28 protein-coding genes and 3 pseudogenes are annotated in these 24,387 nt (G+C 69.1%); 10 read left to right on the top strand and 21 right to left on the bottom strand.

All coding sequences use genetic code 11. The annotated features are described in order from the left end of the window. Window positions 1–41 precede the first annotated feature (41 nt). From G7085_RS14430 to G7085_RS14405, 6 genes and pseudogenes are all read right to left on the bottom strand, one after another. A complete protein-coding gene (locus G7085_RS14430) occupies window positions 42–233 on the bottom strand; it encodes a hypothetical protein (protein ID WP_197511523.1) in 192 nt (63 codons plus the stop codon). After that, complete coding sequence (locus G7085_RS14425; RefSeq protein ID WP_197511522.1) at window positions 230–1,996, bottom strand: hypothetical protein; 1,767 nt, start codon at window positions 1,994–1,996, stop codon at window positions 230–232. Before G7085_RS14425 ends, G7085_RS14430 begins: the two co-directional genes overlap by 4 nt. Further along, complete coding sequence (locus G7085_RS14420) at window positions 1,885–2,229, bottom strand: hypothetical protein (RefSeq protein WP_197511521.1); 345 nt, start codon at window positions 2,227–2,229, stop codon at window positions 1,885–1,887. Before G7085_RS14420 ends, G7085_RS14425 begins: the two co-directional genes overlap by 112 nt. Next, on the bottom strand, window positions 2,175–2,513 hold the full coding sequence (locus tag G7085_RS14415; protein ID WP_197511520.1) for a hypothetical protein: 339 nt from the start codon (window positions 2,511–2,513) through the stop codon (window positions 2,175–2,177). The genes G7085_RS14420 and G7085_RS14415 overlap by 55 nt, the downstream gene beginning before the upstream one ends. Then, window positions 2,444–2,725 (bottom strand): hypothetical protein, encoded by a 282-nt coding sequence (locus G7085_RS14410; RefSeq protein WP_197511519.1) that lies wholly within the window; start codon window positions 2,723–2,725, stop codon window positions 2,444–2,446. The genes G7085_RS14415 and G7085_RS14410 overlap by 70 nt, the downstream gene beginning before the upstream one ends. A gap of 106 nt (window positions 2,726–2,831) precedes the next feature. After that, window positions 2,832–4,916, bottom strand: a pseudogene (locus G7085_RS14405) (NAD(+) synthase). A 128-nt stretch (window positions 4,917–5,044) separates the two neighbouring features. Between G7085_RS14405 and G7085_RS14400 the strand changes: the two are divergent. From G7085_RS14400 to G7085_RS14380, 5 genes are all read left to right on the top strand, one after another. Further along, complete coding sequence (locus G7085_RS14400) at window positions 5,045–5,314, top strand: hypothetical protein (RefSeq protein ID WP_231979540.1); 270 nt, start codon at window positions 5,045–5,047, stop codon at window positions 5,312–5,314. Then, the gene (locus tag G7085_RS14395; protein WP_197511517.1) at window positions 5,278–5,625 is read left to right on the top strand and encodes a hypothetical protein; all 348 of its coding nucleotides are present in this window, start codon (window positions 5,278–5,280) and stop codon (window positions 5,623–5,625) included. Before G7085_RS14400 ends, G7085_RS14395 begins: the two co-directional genes overlap by 37 nt. A 164-nt stretch (window positions 5,626–5,789) precedes the next feature. Continuing rightward, on the top strand, window positions 5,790–6,332 hold the full coding sequence (locus tag G7085_RS14390) for a hypothetical protein (protein ID WP_197511516.1): 543 nt from the start codon (window positions 5,790–5,792) through the stop codon (window positions 6,330–6,332). 337 nt (window positions 6,333–6,669) lie between these two features. Further along, complete coding sequence (locus tag G7085_RS14385; protein ID WP_331716000.1) at window positions 6,670–7,989, top strand: HNH endonuclease signature motif containing protein; 1,320 nt, start codon at window positions 6,670–6,672, stop codon at window positions 7,987–7,989. A gap of 903 nt (window positions 7,990–8,892) precedes the next feature. After that, entirely contained in the window at window positions 8,893–9,471 is a 579-nt protein-coding gene (locus G7085_RS14380; RefSeq protein WP_231979539.1) for a DUF4126 domain-containing protein, read from the top strand. A gap of 409 nt (window positions 9,472–9,880) precedes the next feature. On the opposite strand, the gene G7085_RS14375 is transcribed toward G7085_RS14380, so the two are convergent. The 9 genes from G7085_RS14375 to G7085_RS14345 all read right to left on the bottom strand — a co-directional run bounded on the left by G7085_RS14375 (window position 9,881) and on the right by G7085_RS14345 (window position 15,614). Continuing rightward, window positions 9,881–10,852, bottom strand: coding sequence for a DUF1707 SHOCT-like domain-containing protein (locus G7085_RS14375; RefSeq protein WP_197511513.1), 972 nt, complete (start codon window positions 10,850–10,852; stop codon window positions 9,881–9,883). Between the two features lie 94 nt (window positions 10,853–10,946). After that, complete coding sequence (locus G7085_RS26425; RefSeq protein WP_231979538.1) at window positions 10,947–11,261, bottom strand: PALP domain-containing protein; 315 nt, start codon at window positions 11,259–11,261, stop codon at window positions 10,947–10,949. 43 nt (window positions 11,262–11,304) lie between these two features. Next, complete coding sequence (gene thrC, locus G7085_RS26420; protein WP_331715682.1) at window positions 11,305–12,183, bottom strand: threonine synthase; 879 nt, start codon at window positions 12,181–12,183, stop codon at window positions 11,305–11,307. Continuing rightward, window positions 12,180–12,365, bottom strand: a complete 186-nt coding sequence (locus G7085_RS26415) for a hypothetical protein (RefSeq protein ID WP_269451872.1) — start codon at window positions 12,363–12,365, stop codon at window positions 12,180–12,182. The genes thrC and G7085_RS26415 overlap by 4 nt, the downstream gene beginning before the upstream one ends. A 53-nt stretch (window positions 12,366–12,418) precedes the next feature. Continuing rightward, on the bottom strand, window positions 12,419–12,691 hold the full coding sequence (locus G7085_RS14365) for a hypothetical protein (protein WP_197511512.1): 273 nt from the start codon (window positions 12,689–12,691) through the stop codon (window positions 12,419–12,421). Beyond that, window positions 12,688–13,272: an ABC transporter permease subunit gene (locus tag G7085_RS14360; protein WP_197511511.1), complete on the bottom strand. Its 585-nt coding sequence runs from the start codon at window positions 13,270–13,272 to the stop codon at window positions 12,688–12,690. The genes G7085_RS14365 and G7085_RS14360 overlap by 4 nt, the downstream gene beginning before the upstream one ends. Then, a complete protein-coding gene (locus tag G7085_RS14355) occupies window positions 13,257–14,123 on the bottom strand; it encodes an ATP-binding cassette domain-containing protein (protein WP_197511510.1) in 867 nt (288 codons plus the stop codon). Before G7085_RS14355 ends, G7085_RS14360 begins: the two co-directional genes overlap by 16 nt. A gap of 157 nt (window positions 14,124–14,280) precedes the next feature. Next, window positions 14,281–15,402: a polyprenol phosphomannose-dependent alpha 1,6 mannosyltransferase MptB gene (gene mptB, locus G7085_RS14350; RefSeq protein WP_197511509.1), complete on the bottom strand. Its 1,122-nt coding sequence runs from the start codon at window positions 15,400–15,402 to the stop codon at window positions 14,281–14,283. Beyond that, entirely contained in the window at window positions 15,399–15,614 is a 216-nt protein-coding gene (locus G7085_RS14345) for a hypothetical protein (protein WP_197511508.1), read from the bottom strand. The genes mptB and G7085_RS14345 overlap by 4 nt, the downstream gene beginning before the upstream one ends. A 271-nt stretch (window positions 15,615–15,885) precedes the next feature. On the opposite strand from G7085_RS14345, the pseudogene G7085_RS14340 reads away from it, so the two are divergent. The 5 genes and pseudogenes from G7085_RS14340 (at window position 15,886) to G7085_RS14325 (ending at window position 19,944) form a co-directional block, all read left to right on the top strand. Further along, window positions 15,886–16,988, top strand: a pseudogene (locus G7085_RS14340) (NAD(P)/FAD-dependent oxidoreductase). Continuing rightward, window positions 16,952–17,203: a hypothetical protein gene (locus G7085_RS26405; RefSeq protein ID WP_231979536.1), complete on the top strand. Its 252-nt coding sequence runs from the start codon at window positions 16,952–16,954 to the stop codon at window positions 17,201–17,203. Before G7085_RS14340 ends, G7085_RS26405 begins: the two are co-directional and overlap by 37 nt. Before the next feature lie 51 nt (window positions 17,204–17,254). Then, window positions 17,255–17,749: a DoxX family protein gene (locus G7085_RS14335; protein ID WP_197511507.1), complete on the top strand. Its 495-nt coding sequence runs from the start codon at window positions 17,255–17,257 to the stop codon at window positions 17,747–17,749. A gap of 33 nt (window positions 17,750–17,782) precedes the next feature. Next, window positions 17,783–18,507, top strand: a pseudogene (locus G7085_RS14330) (response regulator transcription factor). A 225-nt stretch (window positions 18,508–18,732) separates the two neighbouring features. After that, a complete protein-coding gene (locus G7085_RS14325; RefSeq protein ID WP_197511506.1) occupies window positions 18,733–19,944 on the top strand; it encodes a sensor histidine kinase in 1,212 nt (403 codons plus the stop codon). Between the two features lie 73 nt (window positions 19,945–20,017). On the opposite strand, the gene G7085_RS26400 is transcribed toward G7085_RS14325, so the two are convergent. From G7085_RS26400 to G7085_RS30565, 6 genes are read right to left on the bottom strand one after another with little or no spacing between them, the layout of a single operon-like run. After that, window positions 20,018–20,980, bottom strand: coding sequence for an Ig domain-containing protein (locus G7085_RS26400; RefSeq protein WP_331715680.1), 963 nt, complete (start codon window positions 20,978–20,980; stop codon window positions 20,018–20,020). A 28-nt stretch (window positions 20,981–21,008) separates the two neighbouring features. Next, window positions 21,009–21,614, bottom strand: a complete 606-nt coding sequence (locus G7085_RS14315) for an NPCBM/NEW2 domain-containing protein (protein ID WP_197511505.1) — start codon at window positions 21,612–21,614, stop codon at window positions 21,009–21,011. Then, window positions 21,611–22,129 (bottom strand): hypothetical protein, encoded by a 519-nt coding sequence (locus G7085_RS14310; protein ID WP_197511504.1) that lies wholly within the window; start codon window positions 22,127–22,129, stop codon window positions 21,611–21,613. The genes G7085_RS14315 and G7085_RS14310 overlap by 4 nt, the downstream gene beginning before the upstream one ends. Next, window positions 22,119–22,754 carry a hypothetical protein gene (locus G7085_RS32755; protein WP_197511503.1) on the bottom strand — a complete coding sequence of 212 codons (636 nt, stop codon included), beginning with the start codon at window positions 22,752–22,754 and terminating at the stop codon, window positions 22,119–22,121. The genes G7085_RS14310 and G7085_RS32755 overlap by 11 nt, the downstream gene beginning before the upstream one ends. Further along, window positions 22,688–23,689, bottom strand: coding sequence for an endo-alpha-N-acetylgalactosaminidase family protein (locus tag G7085_RS30570; RefSeq protein WP_197511502.1), 1,002 nt, complete (start codon window positions 23,687–23,689; stop codon window positions 22,688–22,690). Before G7085_RS30570 ends, G7085_RS32755 begins: the two co-directional genes overlap by 67 nt. Beyond that, the gene (locus G7085_RS30565; protein WP_331715679.1) at window positions 23,686–24,387 is read right to left on the bottom strand and encodes an endo-alpha-N-acetylgalactosaminidase family protein; all 702 of its coding nucleotides are present in this window, start codon (window positions 24,385–24,387) and stop codon (window positions 23,686–23,688) included. Before G7085_RS30565 ends, G7085_RS30570 begins: the two co-directional genes overlap by 4 nt.

Raw genomic sequence — 24,387 nt, 5'->3', positions numbered from 1 at the left:
TTGCGCCGAGCCGCTCGTAGAACGCGAGGCGTCGCGCCGGGTCACCGTAGCGGGGATGCGCCCGAAGAGGTCGGGTCGCTCCACCTCACCCACCACGACCAGCGCGCCGTCGTCGAGCCACCGCCGGAGGCCGGCCTCAATGAGCGCGCGGCCCACGCCCCCGCCGCGGGTCGCTCCCGCGACGGCCAGCCAGTCGACGAGCACCCGTCGCCGTGCCGCTCACCGACGATCACGCCGAGCGGCTCGCCTCCCCCGACCGGGCGCGCCACGAGGACGTCGAGGTGGCCCGCCGTGCCCCGGCGACGAACACGTCGAGCGGGACGAGCTCGGTGGGCGGGAAGCTCGGCGCGAGGACCGACCCGTAGACGTGCGCGAGGGTTGAGGCGTCGGTGACGGCCTCGATCACATGGTTCATCTGGAAGGTCTCGTCCATTTCTTGGTTTCGGGGTCGCTCCGACCCTGCGGGCCGTGAGATACAGCACCAGGCTGAGCAGCCCGGCCAGGGCAAGGATGCCGAACAGCAGCCCCCACGCCACGTCGGCTCCCCAGCCGGGGTTGCCCGCCTGGAGGATGGCGGCCAGCCCCGAGAGGCCGACCACCCGAAGACCACCCCGATCAGCTGGAACGCGAGGTCGACCCTGCGGTCGCGAGCCTCCCGCAGCGCGGCCGTCTCCTCGGCGTAGGACTTCTCCATCCTGCGGTGCACGACGTCGAGCAGCGGCCGCAGCCGGGTGCCGAGGACGTCACGGACGGCCCTCGTGAAGCCCGAGCGGAGCCGCGGGTAGCCGTTGGAGGTGAGGATGGTGTCGAGGTCGGCGCGCAGCGGCGGCGACGCGACGATGTCGGGTGACTCCACGAACAGCATGATGGCCTCGTTGGACTGCACGAACGCCTGGAGGGACAGCTCGGTGCGCTCGACGTCGCGCACCAGCAGGTCGAGGCGTTCGATGACGGCGGCACGGCGGCCCGACAGCGGGTCCTCGCCGCCACGGTCCAGCTCGTCGGCCTCCGCGAGGGCCGCCTCCGCTCCCCTGAGCAGCCCGGCGATGCGCTCCGCGTAGTAGCGCACGCCGTCCTGCCAGCCCTTGTACATGCCGTGCAGGCTGTGCGCGAACTCGATGTAGCTCTCCATCTCGCTGACCGCGTAGTCGGGCGAGGTGAACGAGGCCAGCAGCGTCATGTTGCTGCTGGAGGCGAGCAGTTCGCCGTTCAGGTGCAGCAGCGGCCAGGTCTCGACCGAGTCGAGGTCGTGCAGCGCCCAGTCCGCGACGCTCGCGACCCCGCTCGGGAGCGGGTGCAGCAACGGCTGCACGCCCCACAGGTCGAGGAGCCCGTGGGTGTCGCCCAACCTCCTTGCGCCGTCGGGGCCGACGGCGGAGGCCGCGATGACGGTGACGATGATGCCGAAGGAGCCGTCGCGGGTCGCGAGATCGGCCTCGCTGAAGCCACCCGGGATCTCGTCCAGCAGCCCCTCAGCCCGTCCAGCACGCCGGCGACCACCGCGGGGACCCTGCCACGGGCACCCGTCGGGGCCCTGCATCCGCAGCACGTCGTCGATCTCGCGCAGGTCGCCGAACACCGGGCTGGCGAGGTGGAGGGCCTCGGCGATGCGGTGGGCGGGGACGTCGAGGAGGTCGAGCTCGAACACGATCGAGTGGTTGCCGAGCTGCGACAGCTGGATCCTGGGGCGCACCGTCTCGAGCCGCGCGCCGTCGTCACCGGTCAGGACGAGGTCGCCGAGCTGGATGGTGGCGCCGCGGTAGCCGCGGCCGAAGTTGTCGGTGCCCTGCCAGACGTCGCTGAGGTCGAGCCGCGACCTCGCCTCGACGATGGGCAGGCCTCCGATCGGTGCGCCGCTCAGCCGCATCCCGTGCGCGCGTGTCTTCAGCTCCTCGACGAGCGCGATCGGGTCGTCGTCGCCCCGCAGCCGGATGCCGAACGGGTAGACGATGCGGATCCGGCCGGCGTCGACCTGCAGCCATTCGCGCCCCCGCACCCCGTTGACGGCCTCGACCGCGGCGAGGTGGCCCGCAGCTCGCTCGCGTCGACGGCGTTGAAGTCGGTGGCCTCCACCCGGGCACGCATCCGGTCGAGGTCGGCGGCCGCGTCGCTCCTGTCACCAAGAAGCAGCCGGCGCCCGACCCGGGCGCAGTCGCGGATGGTGCGGTAGTAGGTCAGCTCGTTGGTGGCCTCGCGCAGGAGCGCGTCGCGACCCTCCCCGGCGGGCACTCGCGGGCGGCGTCGACGATGGGCCGGACGTGGGCGGCCGCCGCCTCGGCGACGCGCAGGACGGCGTCGAGCCTGCCCGCCAGCAGCGCCGTCTCGACGCGGAACTCGAGGCGCATGAAGTCGAGCAACCTCCAGGCGAGGTCGGCGACGGGGTCGACGGGCGGGTCGCTCCGGAGCCTCTCCGCCTCGTTGCACGACACGTCGATCGTGGTGATCAGGAGGTGGTGGTCCCAGGCCATCGACCAGGCGTCGTTGACGAGGTTGCGCAGGTACAGGGCCAGCACGAGACCGCCCTGTGGGAGCCGGTCCGCGGCCCGGACCGCGGGGGCAGCGCCCGCCTCAGCAACTCCTCTGGATCCTCCGCGTCGCCCTCGCCCTGGTAGAGCGCGCGCCACCAGGTGCTGCCGAGCAGGTCGGCGAGGTCGGCCCGCTGCTCCGGCGTCAGGGCTTCGGGGTCCCCGCCGCCGCCTGGGCGTCGAAGCCCGCCGTCAGCCACGCCCGGGCGGCCTCCGCAGGCAGGTCGGCGGAGGCGAAGATCGAGTCATGCCCACGGGTCGGCATGGGCTCATCGTAGGCGCAGGCGCTCCCCGCCGGGCCGTCGCTCAGAGGTCGGCCGGGACGCCGTCCTCCAACTCCTCGAGCCACGCGCGCGCCGAGGCGTCCGACGGCATCCTCCAGTCGCCGCGCGGTGAGAGAGAGCCGCCGGCAAGCACCTTCGGGCCGTTGGGCATCGCGGTGCGCTTGAACTGGTTGGAGAAGAAGCGGCGCAGGAACACGGCCATCCACCTGCGGATGGTGGCGAGGTCGTAGGCGGTGTGGTCCGCCTCGGGGTAGCCTGCCGGCCACTGCCCGGCCTCCGCGTCGCGCCAGGCGTGCCACTGCAGGAAGGCGATCTTGCTGGGCCGGTAGCCGCGGCGCAGCAGGCCGTGGAGGGTGAAGTCGTGCAGCGCGTAGGGGCCGATGGAGTCCTGTGTCGACTGCGGCTTGGCGCCGTCGGCCACCGGGATCAGCTCGGGCGAGATCTCGGTGTTCAGGATCGAGTCGAGGGTCTCGTTGACGCCCTCTTCGGGAACTGACCCGATGAGATCACCCAGCGGATCAGGTGCTGCATCAGCGTCTTCGGCACGCCCGAGTTCACGCCGTAGTGGCTCATCTGGTCGCCGACGCCGTAGGTGCACCAGCCGAGGGCGAGCTCGGAGAGGTCGCCGGTGCCGAGCACGAACCCGCCGCGCTGGTTGGCGGCGCGGAACAGGAAGTCGGTGCGCAGCCCCGCCTGCACGTTCTCGTAGGTGACGTCGTAGACGGGCTCGCCGTCACCCGCGGGGTGCCCGAGCGCCCGCAACAGCGACTCGGCCATCGGCTTGATGTCGACCGCCTCGAACGTGACGCCGAGCGCCTCCGACAGCACCGTGGCGTTGCCCAATGTGTGGTCGGAGGTGGCGAATCCGGGCAGCGTGAACGCGAGGATGTGGGTGCGGGGCAGCCCGAGCCGGTCGCAGGCCTTCGCCGCGACGATCAGCGCATGGGTGGAGTCGAGGCCGCCGCTGACGCCGAGCACGATCTTTGGGGCCCTGGCCGGGTCGCCGCCCGACATCGACAGCATGCGCCGCTCCAGCGCGGACACCTGGATGTTGTAGGCCTCGTAGCAGTCCTGGTTGAGCCGGGCCGGGTCGTCGGGCACGAACGGGAACCGGTCGAGCGGGCGGCGGAGCCCGAGGTCGGCGTCGGGCGGGCTGAGCTCGAACCCGATCGTCGAGAACTGGAAGGGCGTGACGTCGTGGGCGCGGGCGTTGTCGTCGAACGACCCCTGCCGCAGCCGCTCCTGCTGGATCCGGTCGAGGTCGACGTCGGCCATGAGGATGGTCGCTCCGGGTGCGAACCGCTCGGACTCGGCCAGTTCGTCGCCCATCTCGTAGATCATCGACTGCCCGTCCAGCTGAGGTCGGTGGACGACTCCCCGAAGCTCGCCGCGGCGTAGGCGTAGGCAACGCAGGCCCGCGCACTCTGCGAGCGCACCATGAGGGCACGGTCGTCGGCGCGCCCGACCGTGATCGGTGAGGCGCTCAGGTTCAGCACGACGGTCGCTCCCGCCAACGCTGCCCGGTCGACGGCGGCACCGGCACCCACATGTCCTCGCAGATCTCGATGAAGATCCTGAGCCCGGGCACGTCGACAGCCTCGAAGATCAGGTCGGTCCCGAACGGGATCTCCGCGTCGTCCATCGCGGTGGGCCAGTGTGGCCGCACGAGCCCCGCCTCCTCCATCCCCGCGCCGGCCGCGAAGTGCCGCTTCTCGTAGAACTCGCGGTAGTTGGGCAGGTAGCTCTTCGGGACGACGCCGAGCACCGATCCGCCGTGGATCACGACGGCGCAGTTGAAGAGCCTGCGGTCGGTGGCGATGGGGGCGCCGACCACGATCATGGGGCTCAGGTCGGCGGTCTCCTCGGCGATCCGCACGATGGCCGCGTCGACGGCGTCGAGCAGCACGTCCTGGAGGAGCAGGTCGTCGAGGGAGTAACCGCTGACCGACAGCTCCGGGAACAGGGCGACTGCGGCGCCGTCGTCGTGGCAGAGCCGCGCCTGCTCGATGATCCGCTCGGCATTGGTGGCGGGATCGCCCAGGGCGACCGGCAGGGTGCAGGCGGCGATGCGCGCGAAACCGTGGCTGTACAGCGACGTGAACTCCATGGGCCGAGTCTCCCACGAACGCCCCGGCCCGGCGGCGGCGGCGCGACGATTCGGGGCCGGGACAACCGGATCCGCGTCCGGGCACGTCGTAGCGGTAGACCGTGAGGAGAACCGATGAGCACGAGACCATGCCGGGATGGGCGACGTCTCCCTTCCTTGCCGGCGCGACGCTGGCCGCCGCGGCCGCACTCCAGCTGTTGACAGCCCCGATGGCGTCCGCCTGCAGCCTCGTCCTCGACCCGGATCCGCCCTCGATCGCAGAGGAGATCGCCGACGCGGAGATCGCGGCCCTCGTGCGGGTGGTGGCGGAGTTCGAGCCCCGGGGGCGCACGACGCGAGTTACGAGGTCGAGTACGCCCGGGTGTGGAAGGGCGATCCCGTACCAGGGTTGCGGCTGAAGGTCATCAACTCGTCGTGTGGGGATCTCCGCTTCGATATCGATGATGAGGTCCTCATCATCGAAAAGGAGGCGAGGGCCAACTACCTGGTGATGGGCGGAGACCTGGGTAGGCTGCCCGAGGTGCTCGCGGCTGTCGGTGAGGGGGCGACCCCTGCCACCGACCCGGCGCGCTTCGCCCGGCTCAACACCCACGTCCCAGTGCCGCTGCCGATGGACATCCTCGATCCACTCGTTCTGCTCCGCTCGTCGTCCGCGCGATGGGCCGCCCTCGGTGCGGCGCTCGCCGCGGTGGCCGCGGCTCTCGCCTGAACGCGGAGGGTGGAGTCGTCGTCGGGACAACCCGGGTCGCTCCGGTGAGCGTCGTTAGTTCGTCTGTACTTTGCGAAGGAGCAACATCATGCGGATCTCAGGGTTACTCGGGGCGGCCGTCCTGTCAGCAGTGGGCGCCGTCGGCCTCTCATGGGGTCGGTGGAGTGCGCGTCGGCGTGCAGCTGCGTCATCAGCACCCCACGGAGCAGGCCGCCTGGGCCGAGCTGGTGGGCACCGGCACCATTCTGACGATCGACGAGCCGTCGAACCCGAGCTCCAGCACCGACGCGACCGTCTACACGATCGAGCTGGACCGGATCTGGAAGGGTGAAGCGCTGTCCCGGATCGAGGTCGCGAGCCCGAACAACAGCGCGTCGTGCGGGCTCTCCGGCTTCTCCGAAGGCCAGGAGATCGTGCTGTTCGCCGGACACGACGACATCATGGGCGAGGCCACGGACACCTGGCAGGCCAACATCTGCGGCGGCACCGCGCCGCTCGACGAGGCCGTCACGGCCGAGCTGACGACGGTACTTGGGGCACCCAGCACGGTGACGCCCAGCGTCCCGGCACCCGGGAGGGCGAGGAGGGCGCCGTCGGGGGTTCCCCGGCGGATGGTTGGGCCGTTGGCCCTGATCGCGGTCACGTCGGTCGGCGCGGGGCTCGTGTACGCAGGCGGCTTCGGACGTGCGCGTCGCACCACCGCGTGAAAGGCCCTCAGGTCGTTGGGGGCCGTCGCGGTTCCCCTGGACGCCATCGGGACGAACACGCCTGCGGGCCTCGTGCAGCACTATTCGAACTTATCCTGCAGTGATTCCATAATCGGCACGATAGGACACGGACAACACCTGGGCCATTTTGGACAACACTGGTAGCCAACCTGGTACAACTCGTTCGCCGAAACTGTTTGAAACAGGAAACGAACGCACTAGAATAGGTCCATGTCGGACACCCTTTTCCGGAGCACCCGCGATGAGGCCATCGCGTTGCTGGAACAGGCCCTGACACTTCTCGGCGAGAACCCTCCAGCGTGAGCCCCAGGCGGAACTGAACTACCTGGCGCGGCTGAGCTCGGCCACCGACCGGCTCAACGCCCGCAGGTCGCTCGACATCTCCGACGCTGACCGGCGTCGCGTTGCGGAGGCGGCGACGGGGTTGACGATGGCTGTGTGGTTGAAGTCGACGCGGCGGGCGACGAAGGGCGAGGCGACCGGGATCATCTTCGCCGGCCATGACCTGGCCGCGCATCCGCAGGTCGGCAAGGCCGCGGTGGACGGGACGGTCTCGACCAGGCAGGCCGCGTGTATCACGGCGATGCTCGACGATCTACCGTCCCGGTTGAGTGTGGAGCAGCAGGGCAGGGCGGCGGAGTTCCTGGTCGCGAAGGCGGCCCGGCTCGATACCAACGCCCTGAAAAGGCTCGCCGGTGAAGCGCTCGACGTCGCGGATCCCGTCGAGTCGGAGGCGGATGCGGCGGAGCGGGAGCAGGTGCGGTTGGAGGCGCAGCAGCGTCGCGCGGAGCGGAACCGGGCGTTCCGGTACCACTACGACGACGGATCGCTCCATTTCTCCGGTCAGGTCCCCGCCGTCGACGGCGCCGAACTGGTCCGCCTGGTCGAAGCCAGGGTCGAGGCCGTCAAGCGTGCCACCCGTGACGATCGACGCTCGGCAGGCGTGGGTCGGCCTGAGGTGACGCCGGAGCAGCGCGCCGCGGACGCGTTCATGGCCATCATCCACGGACATGACACTGCGGGTGGTGTGCGGGTGGCGCAGGACCGGGCCCGGGTCGTGGTCCACCTCGACGAAGACGCCCTCCACCGTCGCGTTGAGCAGGCAGGGCTACTGCCGTCGGGGCAGAAGATCCCCGCAGGCGAGTTACGCCGCCTGTGCTGCGACGCCGACCTCACCCCCGTCGTCCTGGGCACCGCCTCTGAGATACTCGACCTGGGCCGAACGCGGCGGCTGGTCTCCGACGAGATCCGCCTCGCGCTCAGCATCCGGGACCACGGCTGCGCGTTCCCCGACTGCGACGCCGCCGACCATGAGTGCGAAGCCCACCATGTGGTTCCGTGGTGGGCAGGAGGTGCCACCACCCTCGGCAATCTCGTCCTGCTGTGTCCGAAACACCACAAACTGGTCGAACCACCCCGCATGCACCACCCGCCAGGGCACCAGCCCAGGGACGGGCCCCGGCTCCACCGGGACGCCAGCCCACGGGCACGCGTCCCGTGCATGGGCGGGATCCCGCGGTTGAGCGGTGGGAAGTCCGGATCAATCAGCACGCGATGCCCGAGTTCCTGCCCCGGCACGGCTCGACCCGACACGCTCCCCGATCCCCGGCCACGGCACCCTGCCCTGACCGCCTGACCCGCCCATCGGCGGGCCAGGTCGTGCGCCCCCGGCCCAGCTGACCATCCACCGACCGGAGCCGGCCGTGACCGCATCGTCCGCATCACCCCATCCGGTCCCGCGAAGCAGCCGGGGAAGTGGCCACTATTTTCAGCAGGACCGACCAGAAACGGCCACTGGCCCATTTCTCCAGGAGGCCGGCAGGAGGACGGGCAAGTCAGTGGACACCTTTTCCAGGCAGACCGACCAGAATCGGCTACTGGCCCATTTTTCCGAGGCCCGGCAGCCCAGACCCGACGCGCGCAGAACCATCCCCGTTGCTGCCAAGAACCCCAACCACCGCGCAACCCTGGCCGACGACCCAGACAGGGGAACTTCCGTCTGCCGCGACGCCACCAAGGAGCGGGGTAGTGGGCACCTTTTCCAGGCAGACCGACCAGAACCGGCCACTGGCCCATTGTTCCAGGAGGCCCGGCAGCCCAGACCCGGCGCGCTCAGAACCATCCCCGTTGCTGCCAAGAACCCCAACCACCGCGCAACCCTGGCCGACGACCCAGACAGGGGAACTTCCGTCTGCCGCAACGCCACCAAGGAGCGGGGTACTGGTCACTATCTTCAGCAGGACCGACCAGAACCGGCCACTGGCCCATTTTTCCAGGAGGCCCGGCAGGAGGAGCGGCAAGTCAGTGGGCACCTTTTTCAGGCAGACCGACCAGAATCGGCTACTGGCCCATTTTTCCAGGAGGCCCGGCAGGAGGACGGGCAAGTCAGTGGCCAGTATTTTCAGCAGGACCGACCAGAATCGGCTACTGGCCGATTTTTCCGAGGGTCCGGCTTGGACGGCGCCCTCGACCGAAACCCGGCCGATCCCGGCCGACTGCCTCACCGTGTCGCCATACTGTCGGCATGGAAATGCTGCCGATGACGTTCGCCGCGGGCTGGGCCTCGGGGATCAACGCCTACGCGACGGTGCTGGTGCTCGGGCTCCTCGGCAGGTTCCTCGGCGTCGACGACGTGCCCCTCGGCCTGCAGCGCACCGACGTGCTGATCGTGATGGCCGTTCTATGCGTGATCGAGTTCGTGGCCGACAAGATCCCGGTGGTCGACTCCGTATGGGACGTCCCGTCGACGGTGATCCGACCCATCGCCGGCGCCGCGATCGGCGCCCTGATGGCGGGGGCACAGGGCGACCTCTGGACCGTCACCCTCGCATCCATCGGCGGCCTGACCGCGCTGGTCAGCCACCTCGCCAAGGCGAGCATCCGCCTGGCGGCCAACAGTTCGCCCGAACCCGTCACGAACCTGACGGCGTCGGTGGCCGGTGACGTCGGCGTGGTCAGCGTGACGACGCTCGCCGTATTCTTCCCCGTGGCCGCAGCCATCATCGCGGGCATCCTGCTCATCTCGATGATCGTGGCCGCCGTCGTGTTCGCCCGGTTCACGCGCAAGGGGTGGCGCTGGCTGAAACGCCGGACGGCAGGCGATGCCGCGGCCGACTAGCCGGGGCCCGGTTCCGGGCTCCCGACGGTTGCCCGAACCTGCAAGGATCGGGGCATGGGACTCGACATCTACGTAGGCTCGCTCACCCGCTACCTCTCCGGTGACTGGCAGACCGTCATCGCCGAGGCGGCAAAGGCCCAGGGCATCGAGTTTTCGACCGCCCGCCCCGATCGGGAGCGACCAGCCCCCGATCCGGCGGAGGTGGAGGAGACCGTCGCCGCCTGGCAGTCCGCGATGGCCGGGGCCCTCGGATTCGAGCGCCTCTGGGTCGACCGCGCCGACGCGCCCTACGCGACCGACCAGCCGCACTGGCTCGGCTACGGCGCCATGATCCTGCTTGCGGCCCACCTCGAGAGACCCGAGCTCGCCCGCGACGACGACGCCCCGGACGACTTCACCTCCAGCCCTCCTACGTGGCGGCCCGAACCGCAGGGAGCGAGCAGTTTCCCAGCCTGCTCGGAGGGGCCGAGTGGTGGCTGCCGGTCCCAGGGGTGGCCGCCACCTTCACCGGCACGACCGTCGGCGGTGAGACGCTCGCGATGGCGACGCTCGACCTGCTGGAGCGCGAACTCGACCTCCTCCGGGAGCGGCTCGGCATCGAGGGAACCAGCCTCACGGAGGCCCTCCTCACCGGGGGCCCGATCCCGAAGACGAACGCCGCGGTGGCAACGCCGGTTACCTGCGCGAGTGGGGCGTGTTCGGGCTCGCAGTGTTCCTGGAGCTCACGCGGCAGGCGCAGCGCATGCAGCTGCCCTCCTCCTCGACTACTGACGCCCGGCGCGTCAGCGGTGACGGCGGCCCGGCGTCGCGACCCTGCCAGCGCCACCTTGTTGCCCGCCCACCAGAGAAAGCCCTTGAGCACCAACGTGCCGTTTGAGCCGTCGCCCCGTGCGTCGCGTGAGACGTCGTTGCCGGCCATGATGGCGATGGACTGGTCGATGACCCGCACCCTTCGGGGACATAGATGTCGCTGCCTGCCATCACCGCGTCGAGGGTGAGGGTGACGATCCGTCCCGGGCCCATCGCCTCGGTCAGGTCGTAGGTGTTGCCGCCCCACCAGGCGAAGTTCCGCAGACGGCGGGTCCCGGACTCCACGACGAGATCGCCGCCCGACATGATGCTCGCCGAGAAACCGGCGTCCGCGGGGCCGTCTCCGGCACCACATCGTGCGACGGGGCCGCGGCAGGCACGGGGTTGTCGCGGACGGCGGGAGTCTGCCCTCCGGCAGATCACCGATCAGGAGCGGAAGCTCGTCGAGGAAGGTGGCACTGAGCGCGCGGTCCTGGCGTTCCTTCATCTCGGCGAGGTCCAGACGGCCGGTCTCGTAGCCCCGCTGCAGCACGGTCAGGATCTGGTCACGCTCGGCGTCACTGGCCCGCATCCGTGGCTCGGGGAGATTCTGATCCATGCCACCCAGAGTAAGGGTGAGGCGGCACGGGTGGCGCGGACGCCCCGCGCCACCCGTGCCGCGCTGCCTACCGGGCGGCGTGCTCCTCGATGACCGCCCGCACGGCAGCCGCGGTGCCGGGTACCTCGATGACGTGACGGGGCAGGTCCTCGATCCCCTCGAACCGGGCCGGCACCGGCGGCACCAGCCCGATGGCCTCGACGATGGACTCCGCAAACTTCACGGGCAGCGCCGTCTCGAGCACCACGATCGGGCCCGGCAGATCGGCGTCACGGGCGACGTGTACCGCGTCGGCGGTGTGCGGATCGATCACGACGCCGTCGGCATCGAACACGCGACGGATCTCGGCCAGCCGGTCGGCATGCGTGGAGGTGCCAGCCACGAACCCGAACCGCTCCCCCTGTCCGGCGAACTCGGGGTGGCGCTCAGGTCGAACGAGCCGTCTTCCGGGAGGCTCCGACCGAACAGTCCGGCGACCCGCTCGTGGTCGCGGCCGAGCAGGTCGAACACGAACCGCTCGAAGTTCGAGGCCTTCGAGATGTCCATCGACGGCGAACTGGTGGCGAGGGTCTCCGCGGCCCCCGTACCCGGTAGACGCCCGTGCGGAAGAACTCCTCCAGCACGTTGTTCTCATTCGTGGCCAGGATCAGCCGGTCGATCGGCAGCCCCATCTCGCGGGCGACGTGGCCGGCGGCGATGTTGCCGAAGTTGCCCGACGGGACGGCGAAGCTGACGGCGCCGCCGTCGGAGACCTGCAGCCAGGCGGCGAAGTAGTAGACCACCTGGGCCATCAGCCGGGCCCAGTTGATCGAGTTGACGGCGCCGAGCCGGTGCCGGGCCTTGAAGTCGGCGTCGGCGTTGAGTTCCTTGACGATGTCCTGGCAGTCATCGAAGACGCCCTCGACCGCCACGTTGACGATGCGCGGATCGTCAATGCTGAACATCTGCGCCTGCTGGAACGGGGTCATCCTGCCCAGCGGTGACAACATGAACACCGTCACAGAGGGCTTCCCGCCGAGCGCATACTCCGCGGCAGAGCCGGTGTCGCCGCTGGTCGCCCCGACGATGGTGATGGTCTCGGAGCGACGCTCCAGTTCGTACTCGAACAGCTCACCCAGCAGCTGCATCGCCATGTCCTTGAAGGCGGCCGACGGCCCGTTGCTGAGGTGCGCGAGCCACATGCCGTCTGAGAGGTGCGTCACGGGCACGACCGCCGGGTCGATGAACTTCGAAGGCTCGTAGGCCCGCTCGACGATGCCGCGCAGGTCGTCGGTGGGGATGTCGTCGATGAACAGGCTGATCACCTCGAACGCGAGGGCCGCGTATCCCGCTCGGCGAGCAGGACGCGCCAGGCATCGAGAGTTGCTGCGTCGACCACCGGGTACGACTCGGGCAGGTACAACCCTCCGTCGGCCGACAGCCCCTCGAGCAGAATGTCGCTGAACGGCTTGCCGTGGGCGGCGGAGCGGGTGGAGACGTAACGCATGGGCGGCAGTCTAGTGTCGCGCGGCCTCACGGCGGTGGGCCTTCCGCGCCGGGTCAGGCCTTGATGTCCCGACGTTCGAACAGGAACGCGGCCACCGCGAACAGGACCGCCATCACGACCAGGTGGTAGACGAGGGCCCGGCCGGTGGCAGCCGACGACTCGTCGTAGACGAGCGCGATCCCGTGTTGGGCGGGCAGGAGCCGGTACAGCAACGTCTCGCCGTTCTGCATGAGGCTCGTGGCCTCATCGACCACGAAGCCGTTGCCGATCAGGACCACGACGGCCGCGCCCATGGCGAGCGGGGTGCTGGGGATGATGAAGGTCACCAGCGCCGCGATGATACCCAGCAGCCCGCCGTAGACGATGCCCCACCCAGCAACCTCAGCAGCCCTGACGCCTCCCCGATCGAGTCGACGCCGTTCGTGGCCAGATACCCGACGACGGTCACCCCCGTCGTCGTCAGCAGGCCGACGGCCATCAGGAGCGCCCCGAGGACGCCGCACGCCAACGCACGGGTGGCGAGCACGAGGCTGCGCCTGGGGGTGAACGTGAGCTGCGTCGAGATGGCCCCGGAGGAGAAGTCGGCCCCGACATAGGCCACGACGACCATGAAGGTGAGGAAGGCGAACGCGATCCCCGCCGCGCTGAGGTTGTTGCGGACGACGACGTCGAAGGTCGGCCAGCCGAGAAGATCGCGGAACGTGCAGTCGAGGCAGTCGCCCTGGTTCTGCATCCTCACCAGCTCGTCCATGGCCAGGGTGATATCAGCCTCGGTGGGCATCGCGATGCCCTCCATCCATACCGCCGGGGCCAGCAGGCCCGCGACCAGCATCAGGATCATGCTGCCCCACGCCCGTCTGCGGTAGCGCAGCCGGGCGAGTTCGCCGCGCATCAGGTGCCCGAACATCTAGCGTCCCTCCATCCGCTGCCCTGGGTCGCGTGGAGGTCGGCGCCGGAGGTGAGTTGCAGGAACACCTGCTCCAGGCTGCGCCGTTCAGAGGTCAGCTCACTGGGCCACAACCCGGCCGTCCCCAACGTCTCGGCGATCACGGCGGCGTCCGGCACCCGCCCCTCCCGCCCGGAGACCCTCAGCCCGGTCTCGTCCACATCGACCCGCCAGCCCACACCACGGAGCAGGTCGGTTGCCTCGAGGGCGCGCTCGATGCGCACCCGCACGTGTGGGGCGCCGTCGCTCAGGAAGTCGTGGATGGCGCCCTCGGCGACCACCTGCCCGGCCGCGATGATCGACACCGAGTCGGCGATCTGCTCGATCTCGGAGAGGATGTGCGAGCTCACGAGCACGGTTCGCCCGGCGTCCGCCAGCCCGCGCATCGTCGCCCGGATGTCGTGGATGCCGACCGGGTCCAGCCCATTTGTCGGCTCGTCGAAGATGAGCACCTCCGGTCGTTTGAGAAGCGTCGCCGCGATTGCCAGCCGCTGCTTCATGCCGAGCGAGTAGGTGGTGAAGTGCCGGTCGGCGTCGGCCGCGAGGCCCACCTCGAGCAGCACCTCGCTCACCCGGCGCGACGGCGCCCCGATCGAGTCGGCCAGCACGTTGAGGTTGTGCCTGCCCGTCATCCGGGGCGAGAACTTGGGTGATTCGACGATGGCGCCGACCTGGTCGATCACCTGCGGCAACCGCTTGGGGACGGGCTCGCCGAGGATCCGCGCTTCACCACCGTTGGCGCGCACGAGCCCGAGCAGGATGCGGATCGAGGTTGTCTTGCCGGAGCCGTTGGGGCCGAGCAGGCCATGCACGCCGCGGCGGGGACGTTGAGGTTCAACCCGTTGAGGACCGCGCGGCCCGAGTAACGCTTGACGAGACCCGTCGCCTGGATGGCCCAATCGTCGGTGCGCTGGCTCCACGGGACACTCGACATGCCCGCAAACCTAGTGGCGGGAGGGCCGCCGGGCATCACACCGAGGTCTTGAAGGGGTCGACGCCATGGTCGGACACCGGGAGCGGATCGGAACCCCGCCGCCGCATCGCCGACAAGCCGAGCCCGAGCGGAAGGGCCACCACGAACATCGAGATGTAGGGAGGGAGCAGGTCCTGCAGCGGCGGCAGCATCGCGAAGGCACACACCGTCACCAGCCACACGCGGTTGACCGCCGCGGGGCCGCGGACGAACGCGAAAAGGGGGAGCACCCAGGTCAGGTACCAGGGCTGGAGCGCCGGGCCGACGACATTGAACGCGACGAGCACCCCCACCGCGAAGACCCACGGGCGGCCGATGCCCGAGCCGCGGGGCCCGATCCATACCCACAGCACGAGGACGAGCGCGCCGATCAGGACGGTCGACACGGTCGACACGACCGCGTTGGCGACGGGGAAGCTGAACACCTCGTGGTACCGCAGGAACGACGCGATCCATGACATCGGCGCGTTGCTGGTGGCCCCGATGGGGTTGCCCGCCGTGGGATTGCGCCAGCCGAGGCCCCACGAGACCGAGGTCAGCAGGAAGGTGGTGATGGTGATCAGGCCAGGCACCACCGCGACGGCGGCCAGGCGTAGCCAGCCCCGTCCATCGGCGGCACCCAGCCAGCCGCCGCCCCGGTGGCGGCGCAGTCCCCAGGCCACGGCCACCACCCCGAGGCCGAAGAGTGCGGCCGACTGTTTGACCCCCATCGCGACGCCGAGCAGGACTCCCGCGACCACGAGGCCACGCCAGCCGTTCCAACCGAGGTCGGTGACGGCCAGGAAGGCGGCCATGCCCAACGCCACCATGAGCGCGTCGTTGTGCACACCTCCCACCAGTTGCACGAGCATGACCGGGTTCAGCAGGCCCGCCCACAGCACGGTCAGCGGGTCGAGCCCGAACCGGCGGGCCAGCCGCGGCAACACCCAGGCAAGCAGCACGAGCGCGAGCACGCTCGGAAGTCGCAGCGCGACGAGCGTCCAGTAGAGGTCACCACCGGTCACCCTCGAGAGCAGCCCGAACAAGTCGAGCGACAGCGACGGATACACCGACGTCGTCTCGAACCAGTGCGTCCCGACGAGGAGGCCGGGCATGCCCGCATCACCGAGCGGCGTCACGTACGGGTCGATCCCCGCGCGACGTTCCACCCCGTTGCCGCATAGGCGTAGGCGTCACGGGAGTGCATGGGCAGCGCGAACAGCATCGGGAGTGACCACAGCGCCGCCGTGACCAGCGGATGCCTCCACCGCGGGCCCAGCTGCCACCAGGCCAGCAGCAGCACGCTCACGGCGGGCAGGGTGATGAGTGGACGCCACCAGCTGGCACGCACCTCGAGGAATCCGTGCAGGTCCGCCGTCAGCCCCCGATGACCGTGACGACCGCGAGCATGCCGAGCAGCACCCACAGCCAGGGGGCCGTCGGCGCGCCGCGACCCGCGGTCCGCAGCCAGGAAGGCAGTCTCAACACCTTGTCCGATCTCTCGTCTCAAGCCCGGTAAGCCTACTGTGCCGGGCCCGGACTGATTGAGGCGCGGGGTGCACGCCGGGTTACCCTGGTTGAATGCGATACGACACGTTCCTCCAGACGAAAGCGGCTCGCTCATGACCCGCCACCGCGTGGTCGTCATCGGGTCGGGGTTCGGCGGGTTGTTCGCCGCGAAGGCCTTGAAGCACGCCGATGTCGACGTCACGCTCATTGCGAAGACGACGTCACACCTGTTCCAGCCCTGCTCTACCAGGTGGCGACCGGGGTGCTGTCCGAGGGCGAGATCGCCCCTGCCACCCGCGAGATCCTGCGCCGCCAGCGCAACGTCCAGGTGCTGCTCGGTCTCGTCGACGACATCGACCTGACCAACAGGGTCGTCAAGTGGCGCTTCCACAACGACTACCACGAGACGGGCTACGACTCGCTGATCGTGGCGGCAGGGGCAGGCCAGTCGTACTTCGGCAACGACCAGTTCGCGACCTTCGCGCCGGGCATGAAAACCATCGACGACGCCCTCGAGCTCAGGGCCCGCATCTTCAAGGCCTTCGAGGTCGCCGAGTTCACCACCGACCCGGAGGAGCGTCGCAGGCTGCTGACCTTCGTCGTGGTCGGCGCCGGCCCGACCGGGGTGGAGATGGCGGGCCAGATCCGCGAGTTGGCGAACTCGACACTCGCCGACGAGTTCCGCTCCATCGACTCCACGACGGCCCGCGTCGTCCTTGTCGACGGCGCCTCCCAGGTGCTGCCCCCGTTCGGGAAGGAACTCGGCGAGCGGACGAGGAAGGTGCTCGAGAGGCTGGGCGTCGAGGTCGAGCTCAACTCCATCGTCACCAACGTCGACGAGGACGGCATCGAGATCCGCGACAAGGACGGCGGCACCCACCGGATCGAGGCGGTGTGCAAGGTGTGGGCCGCGGGCGTGAAGGGCAGCGAACTCGGCGAGATCCTCGCCGAGCAGTCCGGCGCCGAACTCGACCGCACCAACCGCGTCATCGTCGAGCCCGACCTGACCCTCCCGGCCACCCGGAGGTGTTCGTGGTCGGCGACATGGCCGCCGTCCCCGAGGTGCCCGGCGTGGCGCAGGGCGCCATCCAGGGCGCGCGCCATGCGGCGAAGACGATCACGGCGCGGCTCACTCACGCCGACCCTCCGGGCGCCTTCTCGTACTTCGACAAGGGATCGATGGCCACCATCTCGAAGTTCTCGGCTGTCGCCATGATCGGAAAGGTCCGGCTGACGGGCTTCATCGCCTGGGTGGCGTGGCTGTTCCTGCACCTGCTCTACATCGCGGGCTTCAAGCAGCGCGTCACCACGCTGCTGAGCTGGGCCATCACCTTCATCACCAACGGACGCTCCAGAGGGTCGTCACCAACCAGCAACTGGTCGGAAGATTGGCCCTTGAGCGACTCGGGTCGGGCGTGTCGGGCAGACTGATGCACGGCGAAGAAGTTCAGCCGAAGTCCGACCAGGCCTGAGGAGGCACCGGTGGAGGCATTCCTGAAGGCGGTGCGCGACATCGCGCTGCTGGTCGCGCGCATCGTGGCAGGAGTCACCCTGGTGGCCCATGGTTGGAGCCGGTGGCAGGGTTCCGGCGGCCTCGGGAAGCAGGCCCAGATCCTGACCGACGCGGGCCTCCCGGCGGCCGACGGCCTCGCCGTGGCGGTGGTCATCTTCGAGCTTGTGGGTGGGGTCCTGCTCGCCTTCGGCCTCGCGACGCCGCTGGTGGGCCTCGGCATGGTGGTGATGAATGCCGCCATCATCCTCACCACCAAACAGGGCGCCGGCTTCTACGTGGGCGACGGCGGCTGGGAGTACAACGCGATCCTCGCGGCGCTCGGCCTCCTGCTGCTGGCCTTCGGCTCCGGCAGGGCCGGGCTGGACCACCTCTTCATCCGGCCCTCCGCGGAGTCCCGCGACCTGATCGGTGAGGACCCCGCTACGCGGGCTGACCCTCACAGGTTCTGCACAGGCAATCCATAGCCTCCACCGCTGGAGAGGTGCCACAGTAGTGCCATGGCCACCAGCGACACCCTCAGCCGTCCCGACGGCACCCCCATCCGCATCCTCACGGTCGACGACGAGCCGAGCCTCATCGAGCTGCTGTCCATGGCGATGCGCTACGAGGGGTGGGACGTGCACACCGCGGCCTCGGGCAACGAGGCGGTGCGGGTGGCGCGCGAGGTGCAGCCGGATGCGCTGGTGCTCGACATGATGCTTCCCGATTTCGACGGGCTCGAGGTGATGCGTCGGATCCGCACCGAGCAGCCGGACGTGCCCGTCATCTTCCTGACCGCGAAGGACGGCGTGCGGGACCGGATCGCGGGCCTGACGGCCGGGGGCGACGACTACGTCACGAAGCCGTTCTCGCTCGAGGAGGTCATCGCACGCCTCCGCGGCCTACTGCGCCGCTCCGGGGCGACGACGGTGCGCCCCGACACCCAGATCGTGGTGGGGATCTGATCCTCGACGAGGACTCGCACGAGGTGACCCGCGCCGGCACCCAGATCCATCTGACGGCCACCGAGTTCGAGCTGCTCCGCTTCCTGATGCGCAACCCGAAGCGGGTGCTGTCGAAGGCGCAGATCCTCGACCGGGTGTGGAACTACGATTTCGGCGGTCAGGCCAATGTCGTGGAGTTGTACATCTCCTACCTCCGCAAGAAGATCGACGCCGACCGCGAGCCCATGATCCACACGATGCGGGGCGCGGGCTACGTGCTGCGCCCGGTCGGGTCATGAGCCCGCTCCGCGGATCCATCGCGTCCCAGCTGCTGCCCAAGCTGCTCGCCGTGGTGGCAAGCATGGCGTTCCTCCTGTGCGTCGGCACGATCCTCACCGCGCGGACGATCCTGTACAACCAGCTCGACCGGGATGTCTCGGCCGTGGCGCAGAACCAGTTGCGGGGGATCGGCCGTCGTCGCCGGTCAGTGGCATCCAGTCACCGGGGAACCCCTCGGCACCGTCATGTTCGCCCCCGACGCGTCGGGGCAGCTCCGCTCGATCCTGCTCGTCAGCGAGAACGAGGAGCCGGGCATCCCGACCACCGTGACAACGGCCGAGTCCGAGAAGATCTACGCGACGCCTGCCGACGGCGAGATCCACACCATCCGGCTCCCGGAGATGGGCAGTTACCGGGTGATGGCGTACCAGACGCAGTTCGGTAAGGCCGTGGTCGGGATCCCCGTCCAGAAGGTGGAGAACTCGCTGACCTGGATGACGCGGCTTGCCGTCGGACTCACCGCCCTCGCCCTGGTCGTCACCGCGGTGGTGACGCGGGCCGTGCTGCGTCGGGCGACCCGCAAGCTGAGCGAGCTGACGGTGACCGCGGACGAGGTGAGCAGGCTCGAACTGGAGCGGGGAACCGTCGAGGTGCCGCGTGTCGACGTGGTGGACCTGCCCGAGCACAACGAGGTGACGCGCCTGTCGTCGGCATTCAACCAGATGCTCGACCGGGTGGAGGGTGCCCTGGCGTCCCGCGAGGCGAGCGAGACCAAGCTGCGCCGGTTCGTTGCCGACGCCTCCCACGAACTGCGCAACCCGCTCGCGGCCATCCGCGGCTACGCCGAGTTGGCCCGACGCTCCCCCGAAGTCACCGACGCCCGGTTCGCGATGGGTCGCATCGAGTCCGAGTCGACGCGCATGTCGAAGCTCGTCAACGACCTGCTCCTGCTGGCGCGGCTCGACTCGGACGCCCGGATCGAGCCCGGCCCGGTCGACGCCGTCGAGGTGGTGCTCAATGCCGTCTCGGATGCCCAGGCCGCCAGTAGCGACCACCGCTGGCTGCTCGATGTGCCCACGTCCGAGGTCACGGTGTTGGCGGACGCGGACCAGTTGCACCAGGTGATGGTCAACCTGCTGTCCAATGCCCGCACCCATACGCCGCCCGGCACCCAGGTGCACACCAGCGTCCGTGCGGTCGACGGCCTCGCCGTGATCGAGGTGGCTGACGACGGGCCGGGCATTCCGGAGGAGACGCTGCCGTTGGTGTTCGAGAGGTTCACCAAGGCCGACGAGGCGAGGGCCGCGACGACTGCCCCGTCAACCGGCCTCGGCCTCGCGATCGTGAGGGCGATGGTCGAGTCCTGGGGAGGCAGGGCCGACGTCGCGTCGCGCCCCGGCCTCACGACCTTCCGGGTCTCCCTCCCACTGGCTGACGGGGTCGCCGCCGCGGGCTGACCGGAACACATTGATCGGCCCCGGCTCGTACGAGCCGGGGCCGATCCTGTTGAGCGTCAGCTCATCCGGGATGTCAGCGGAACATCACGATGTTGTTGAACACCCACTGGTTGGACTGCGAGAAGGTGTAGCCACCCCCACGCTTCGGGGTTGCCGAGACGACCGTGGTCATCGCGTAGCTGCGGCATCCGTTGCCACCCGTGTTGGTGGTGTCGCACTCCGTCTTCCACCTGCGGCCGTCGGCTGCGGTCCACTGGTTCGTGTAGCCCAGGTTGTTGGCGGCCCACTGCCCGCGCAACATGTAGGGCAGGTAGGTGAGGTTGTTGAACACCCACGCCTTCCTGACCTCGAAGCCCTTACCCGTCTTGACGACGGTCGAGGCCCAGATGTCGGTGCGGCAGCGCTGCGTCTGCGAGTAGTTCTCACACTTGGTGAACCAGTCCCGACCGTTGACCTTGTGGAACCCGGCCAGCGTGTAGGGCGCGGTCCGCTCGAAGCTCGGCTTGTTCTGGTTCTCGACCTTGAGCTTGAACTCGACAGAGGCCAGGTTGCCCTGTGCGTCGGTGACGGTCACGACGACCTTGTTGTTGCCCGGCTTGGTCGCCCTGCCCGAGATCACACCGGTTGCGGCGTCGATCTTCAGGCCCGCAGGCAGACCGGTGGCCGAGTAGGCCAGCGGCTTGGAGGCGTCGGTGGCCTTGACCTGGAGCGTGAAGTCGGCCCCGACCTTGACGGCCTGGTCGGCGATCTTCTCGATGCCCGGGGCGTCGGTGTCGACGACAGGCGCCTCGGTGACCGTGATCGTGAACGACACGGTCGCCTCGTTGCCCTCGGAGTCGGCGACCGTGACGGTCACATTCGACACGCCGGCAGCGGTCGGCCTACCCGAGATCACACCGGTCGCGGCATCGATCGCGACACCGGCCGGAAGGCCCTCTGCGGAGTAGACCAGCGGCGTCGACTCGTCGGCGGCCTTGACGGCGACCGACACATCGGACCCGAGCTCAACCGCCTGATCGGCGATCTTCTCGATCACCGGGGCGTCGGTGTCGGGAACCTCGACATCACCCTCGCCAGCACGCGGGCGCCTGCCCAGTCGGCGTGGTCGTTGCCGTTGCCGGCCCCTGGTCGGCGATCAGCTTCAGGTTCTTCACGCCGGTGATGTTGACGTCGAACGCGAACGCCTGCGAGGAACCGGTCAGCTCGGGCGAGCGGGCCAGCTCGACCCCGTCACCCTGGACGATGAAGGTCACGGAACCCTTCGCACCCTGGATGTCGTCGATGCCGACGATCGACTTGAACGCGGTGCACTCGCCACCCAGATCGAAGGCGACGTGGCCGTTGGCGTGCATGCCGAGGCCCTTCGCGTAGGTCACGCCGTCCACGCTGATGGGGCCACCGTCGCCGGCACCGTCCTCACCGTTGGACAGGTCCCACTCGAGCGGGCCCCAGCCGTTGGCCTGGCTGGTGACGCGGTCCCGCAGGTCGGAGAGGTAGATCTCCCCGTCGGGCAGGGGCTGCGAGACGGACACCTTGGTGGAACGGTTGACCGTCGCGGTCTCGCCGTCGGCGCCGGCCGATCCGGTGAAGCCGATCGTGGAGGTCTCACCCTCGAGCGGCACCTGGACGCTCCAGACCTGGGTGGAGGTCTCACCCTGGGCAAGGTTCACGGCACCGGGGTGGTGACCGACGAGGTCCAGCCCTCCGGCAGGGTCAGGGCGTGCTTCACGTCGGTGAGGGCGCCGCTGATCGCGACGACCTTCGTGGTGACGGTCAGCGCACCACCGGCCTCCACACTGGCGTTGGCCGTGATCGAGCCATCGAGGCAGACACCGGAGCTCTCGCCGAGATCCTCGACGCGCAGGCTGTCGATCGTCATGTTGTGCTGCGTGTTCTGGCCCGCCATCTTGTCGATGGCGATGAACGGCGCACCACAGGAGGCGTCGAACTCGCCGTTCCACCTGGTGGTGGAGAGCGTCTGCGGCAGGACCTCGGAGACCAGGTTGGTGGTCGTGACCGCACCGTCGATGATCGAGTCGCCACCGAGGCGCACACGGTACTGGTCGGCGTAGGTGGTCTGGTAGTCGAACGAGACGCGGTACCTGTGACCGGCCTCGAACGCGATGGCGCCGGGGAGGTCTTGAGGATCTCGCCAGCGTTCTCGTTGTTGGCCATCAGCGACCACGTGCCCGTGAGCGCGTTGTCGTTGAGCTTGCCGCCCTCCACGACCTTGTTGAAGCTGTCGACGCCGTACCAGCCCTTCTGCGAGAAGGGGCGTGGCGCTTGGCCAGCTGGGTGCGTGCGTCGCCGCCCGCGTTGGTGGCACCCGTGACGAACGGGAAGTAGCCCGTGTCGATGTTCTCGAAGTCCTCGAAGAAGATCGTCTCGTCGGTTTCGTCGGCATCGTCGGCCGGGGTGTACTCCACGACGCGCAGGTCGTCGATGGAGACCTTGGCGTCGCCGTCGCCGACGGTGAAGCCGAGCTCGAACGGGGTGCCGTCGGTGGTGAAGACCACGCGCAGGCGCTGGAAGTTGGTGCGCAGCTTCTCATCCGAGGCGGTCGCGTTCATGACCGTCGAGGAGGAGATGGTGTTGGCGACCACACCGGAGGTGCCGGTGGAGTAGCCCGCCGCCTCGACGCCGTCGCCGCTCGCGGTGACGGTGAGGTCGCGGGTCTGGCCGGGCTCGACCTCGACCCAGGCCCAACCGGAGTAGGTGCCTGCGGGGAGGGTGAGCTCCTGGGTCAGCGAGGCCGCGCCGGCCCCGAACTCGGCCTGGTAGTTGCCGCGGTCGGTCTTGACGACCGACACGTCGCCGGTGGTGTCGTACGCGTCCAGGGTGCCCGAGAAGAAGCCGGGGTCGGCGATGCCGGAGTCCTGGCCCAGTTCGGCGCCTTGGCCTCGGGAACCTCGGAGGTCGGGTACAGCACGTAGGCGGTGTTGGCCTCGGCCTCGATGGTGACCTTGCCGTCAGCGGGTGTGACCGTGCCTGCGTCGACCCGACCGGTGTCGGTCAGCTTGAACAGCTTGAGGCTGGTCTGCGACTTCCAGGCGTCGGTCAGCGTCCACTCGGACGGGCCTCCGGTGCCGTTGAAGTGGTAGAGGCGCTCCCCGGTCTTGTCATCCCAGGGCAGGAGGTACCTGCCCTGGTCGTAGACCGTGGCACCGTCGTAGGCGAAGGTGCGGTTGGTCGGAACGGTGGCGCCGTTGATGCCGGAGAGCGGGGACGTCGCGACGGTGCCGTTGGCGAAGGTGATCTCGCCGCCGGCCTTGTCCCACTTCACGATGTCGGACTGCTGCAGGAACTTGGTGGGCAGGTTGCGCTGCCACACGTTGTCGATGAACTTGTTGTAGTCGACGTGGCCGGTCCAGCCCTCGAAGTCGACGATGTTGGTGTTACCCAGGACGGGGTCCGGGTTCCACGTGTCACGCTTCGAGTTGTAGACGAACCGCATCAGCTGCGAGTTCAGGCCCTTGTTGGCCGAGCCGCCGTAGTTCTCATCCTGCGACCAGTGCGACCAGATGGTCTGCTGGGGCATGTGGTCGGACCACTCGGTCGACATCGTCCAGCCCTGGTCGTGGAGCTCCTCGGTGAAGCGCTCCATCTCCCAGCCATACGGGTAGTAGACGTCCATGTAGAGCCAGCGCAGGTTCTCCGGCGCCTCGTCCATGAAGTCCCGGAAGCGGTCGAGGACGTTGCCGGTGGCCAGATCCTTCGGTCCATCGATGTAGTAGGACTGGTTCATCCAGCCCACGCCTTGCGCGGCGGCATGTAGAGCAGGTCCTCGGAGAAGGCGTTGGCCTCGGAGTACGACTCGGTGGCGTTGACGTGGACGCCGAACATGGCGTTCCAGTTCGCACCCTCGTCGACCAGCTTCACGAGGTCGTCGTAGCCGCCGGCGCGGATGTTGTAGTTGTCCGCGTAGTCGGGGTGCGCCGCGTCGTGGCCCTCGGACTGGTAGCCCTTGAGCAGCACCTGCTGGCCGAGGTTGTCGGTGGCAAGCGCGATCTTCTTGGTGTCATCCAGCGTGCGCAGGAACGGGTGGGTCGCCTGCGACACGATGTTGAACGGGATGCGGGCGATGACCGTGTCGGGCACATCCTCGGTGCCGTTGGCCTGCAGGACGATGTCGCGCGTGGCGATGGCGCCGTCCTGCCAGTCGACGACCGCGTCGGCGTTGGCGTCGGCGGTGAGCTTGATCTCGACGAAGGGATCATTCTCACGGCCGATGGAGGTGTCGCCGCCCTTGGCGACGACGCCCTCGGCAAGCCACGTCCAGGTGCCGGCGTAGGCGGTGCCCAACTTGTAGCCGTCCGCCTCGACGATGGCGTTCTGGTAACGGTTGTTACCGCTGGAGACGCGGCCGGACGTGCTCGACGGGCCTGTGTTGTCCTCGGTGGCGTTCGTATCGAACGCGGCCGCGAGCTCGGAGTTGTTCGCCAC

The sequence above is a fragment of the Tessaracoccus coleopterorum genome, assembly GCF_011174705.1.
GTDB lineage: Bacteria > Actinomycetota > Actinomycetes > Propionibacteriales > Propionibacteriaceae > Arachnia > Arachnia coleopterorum.
Note: the sequence above shows the minus strand (reverse complement) of the source record. Positions and strands in the feature narration are given on the sequence as shown.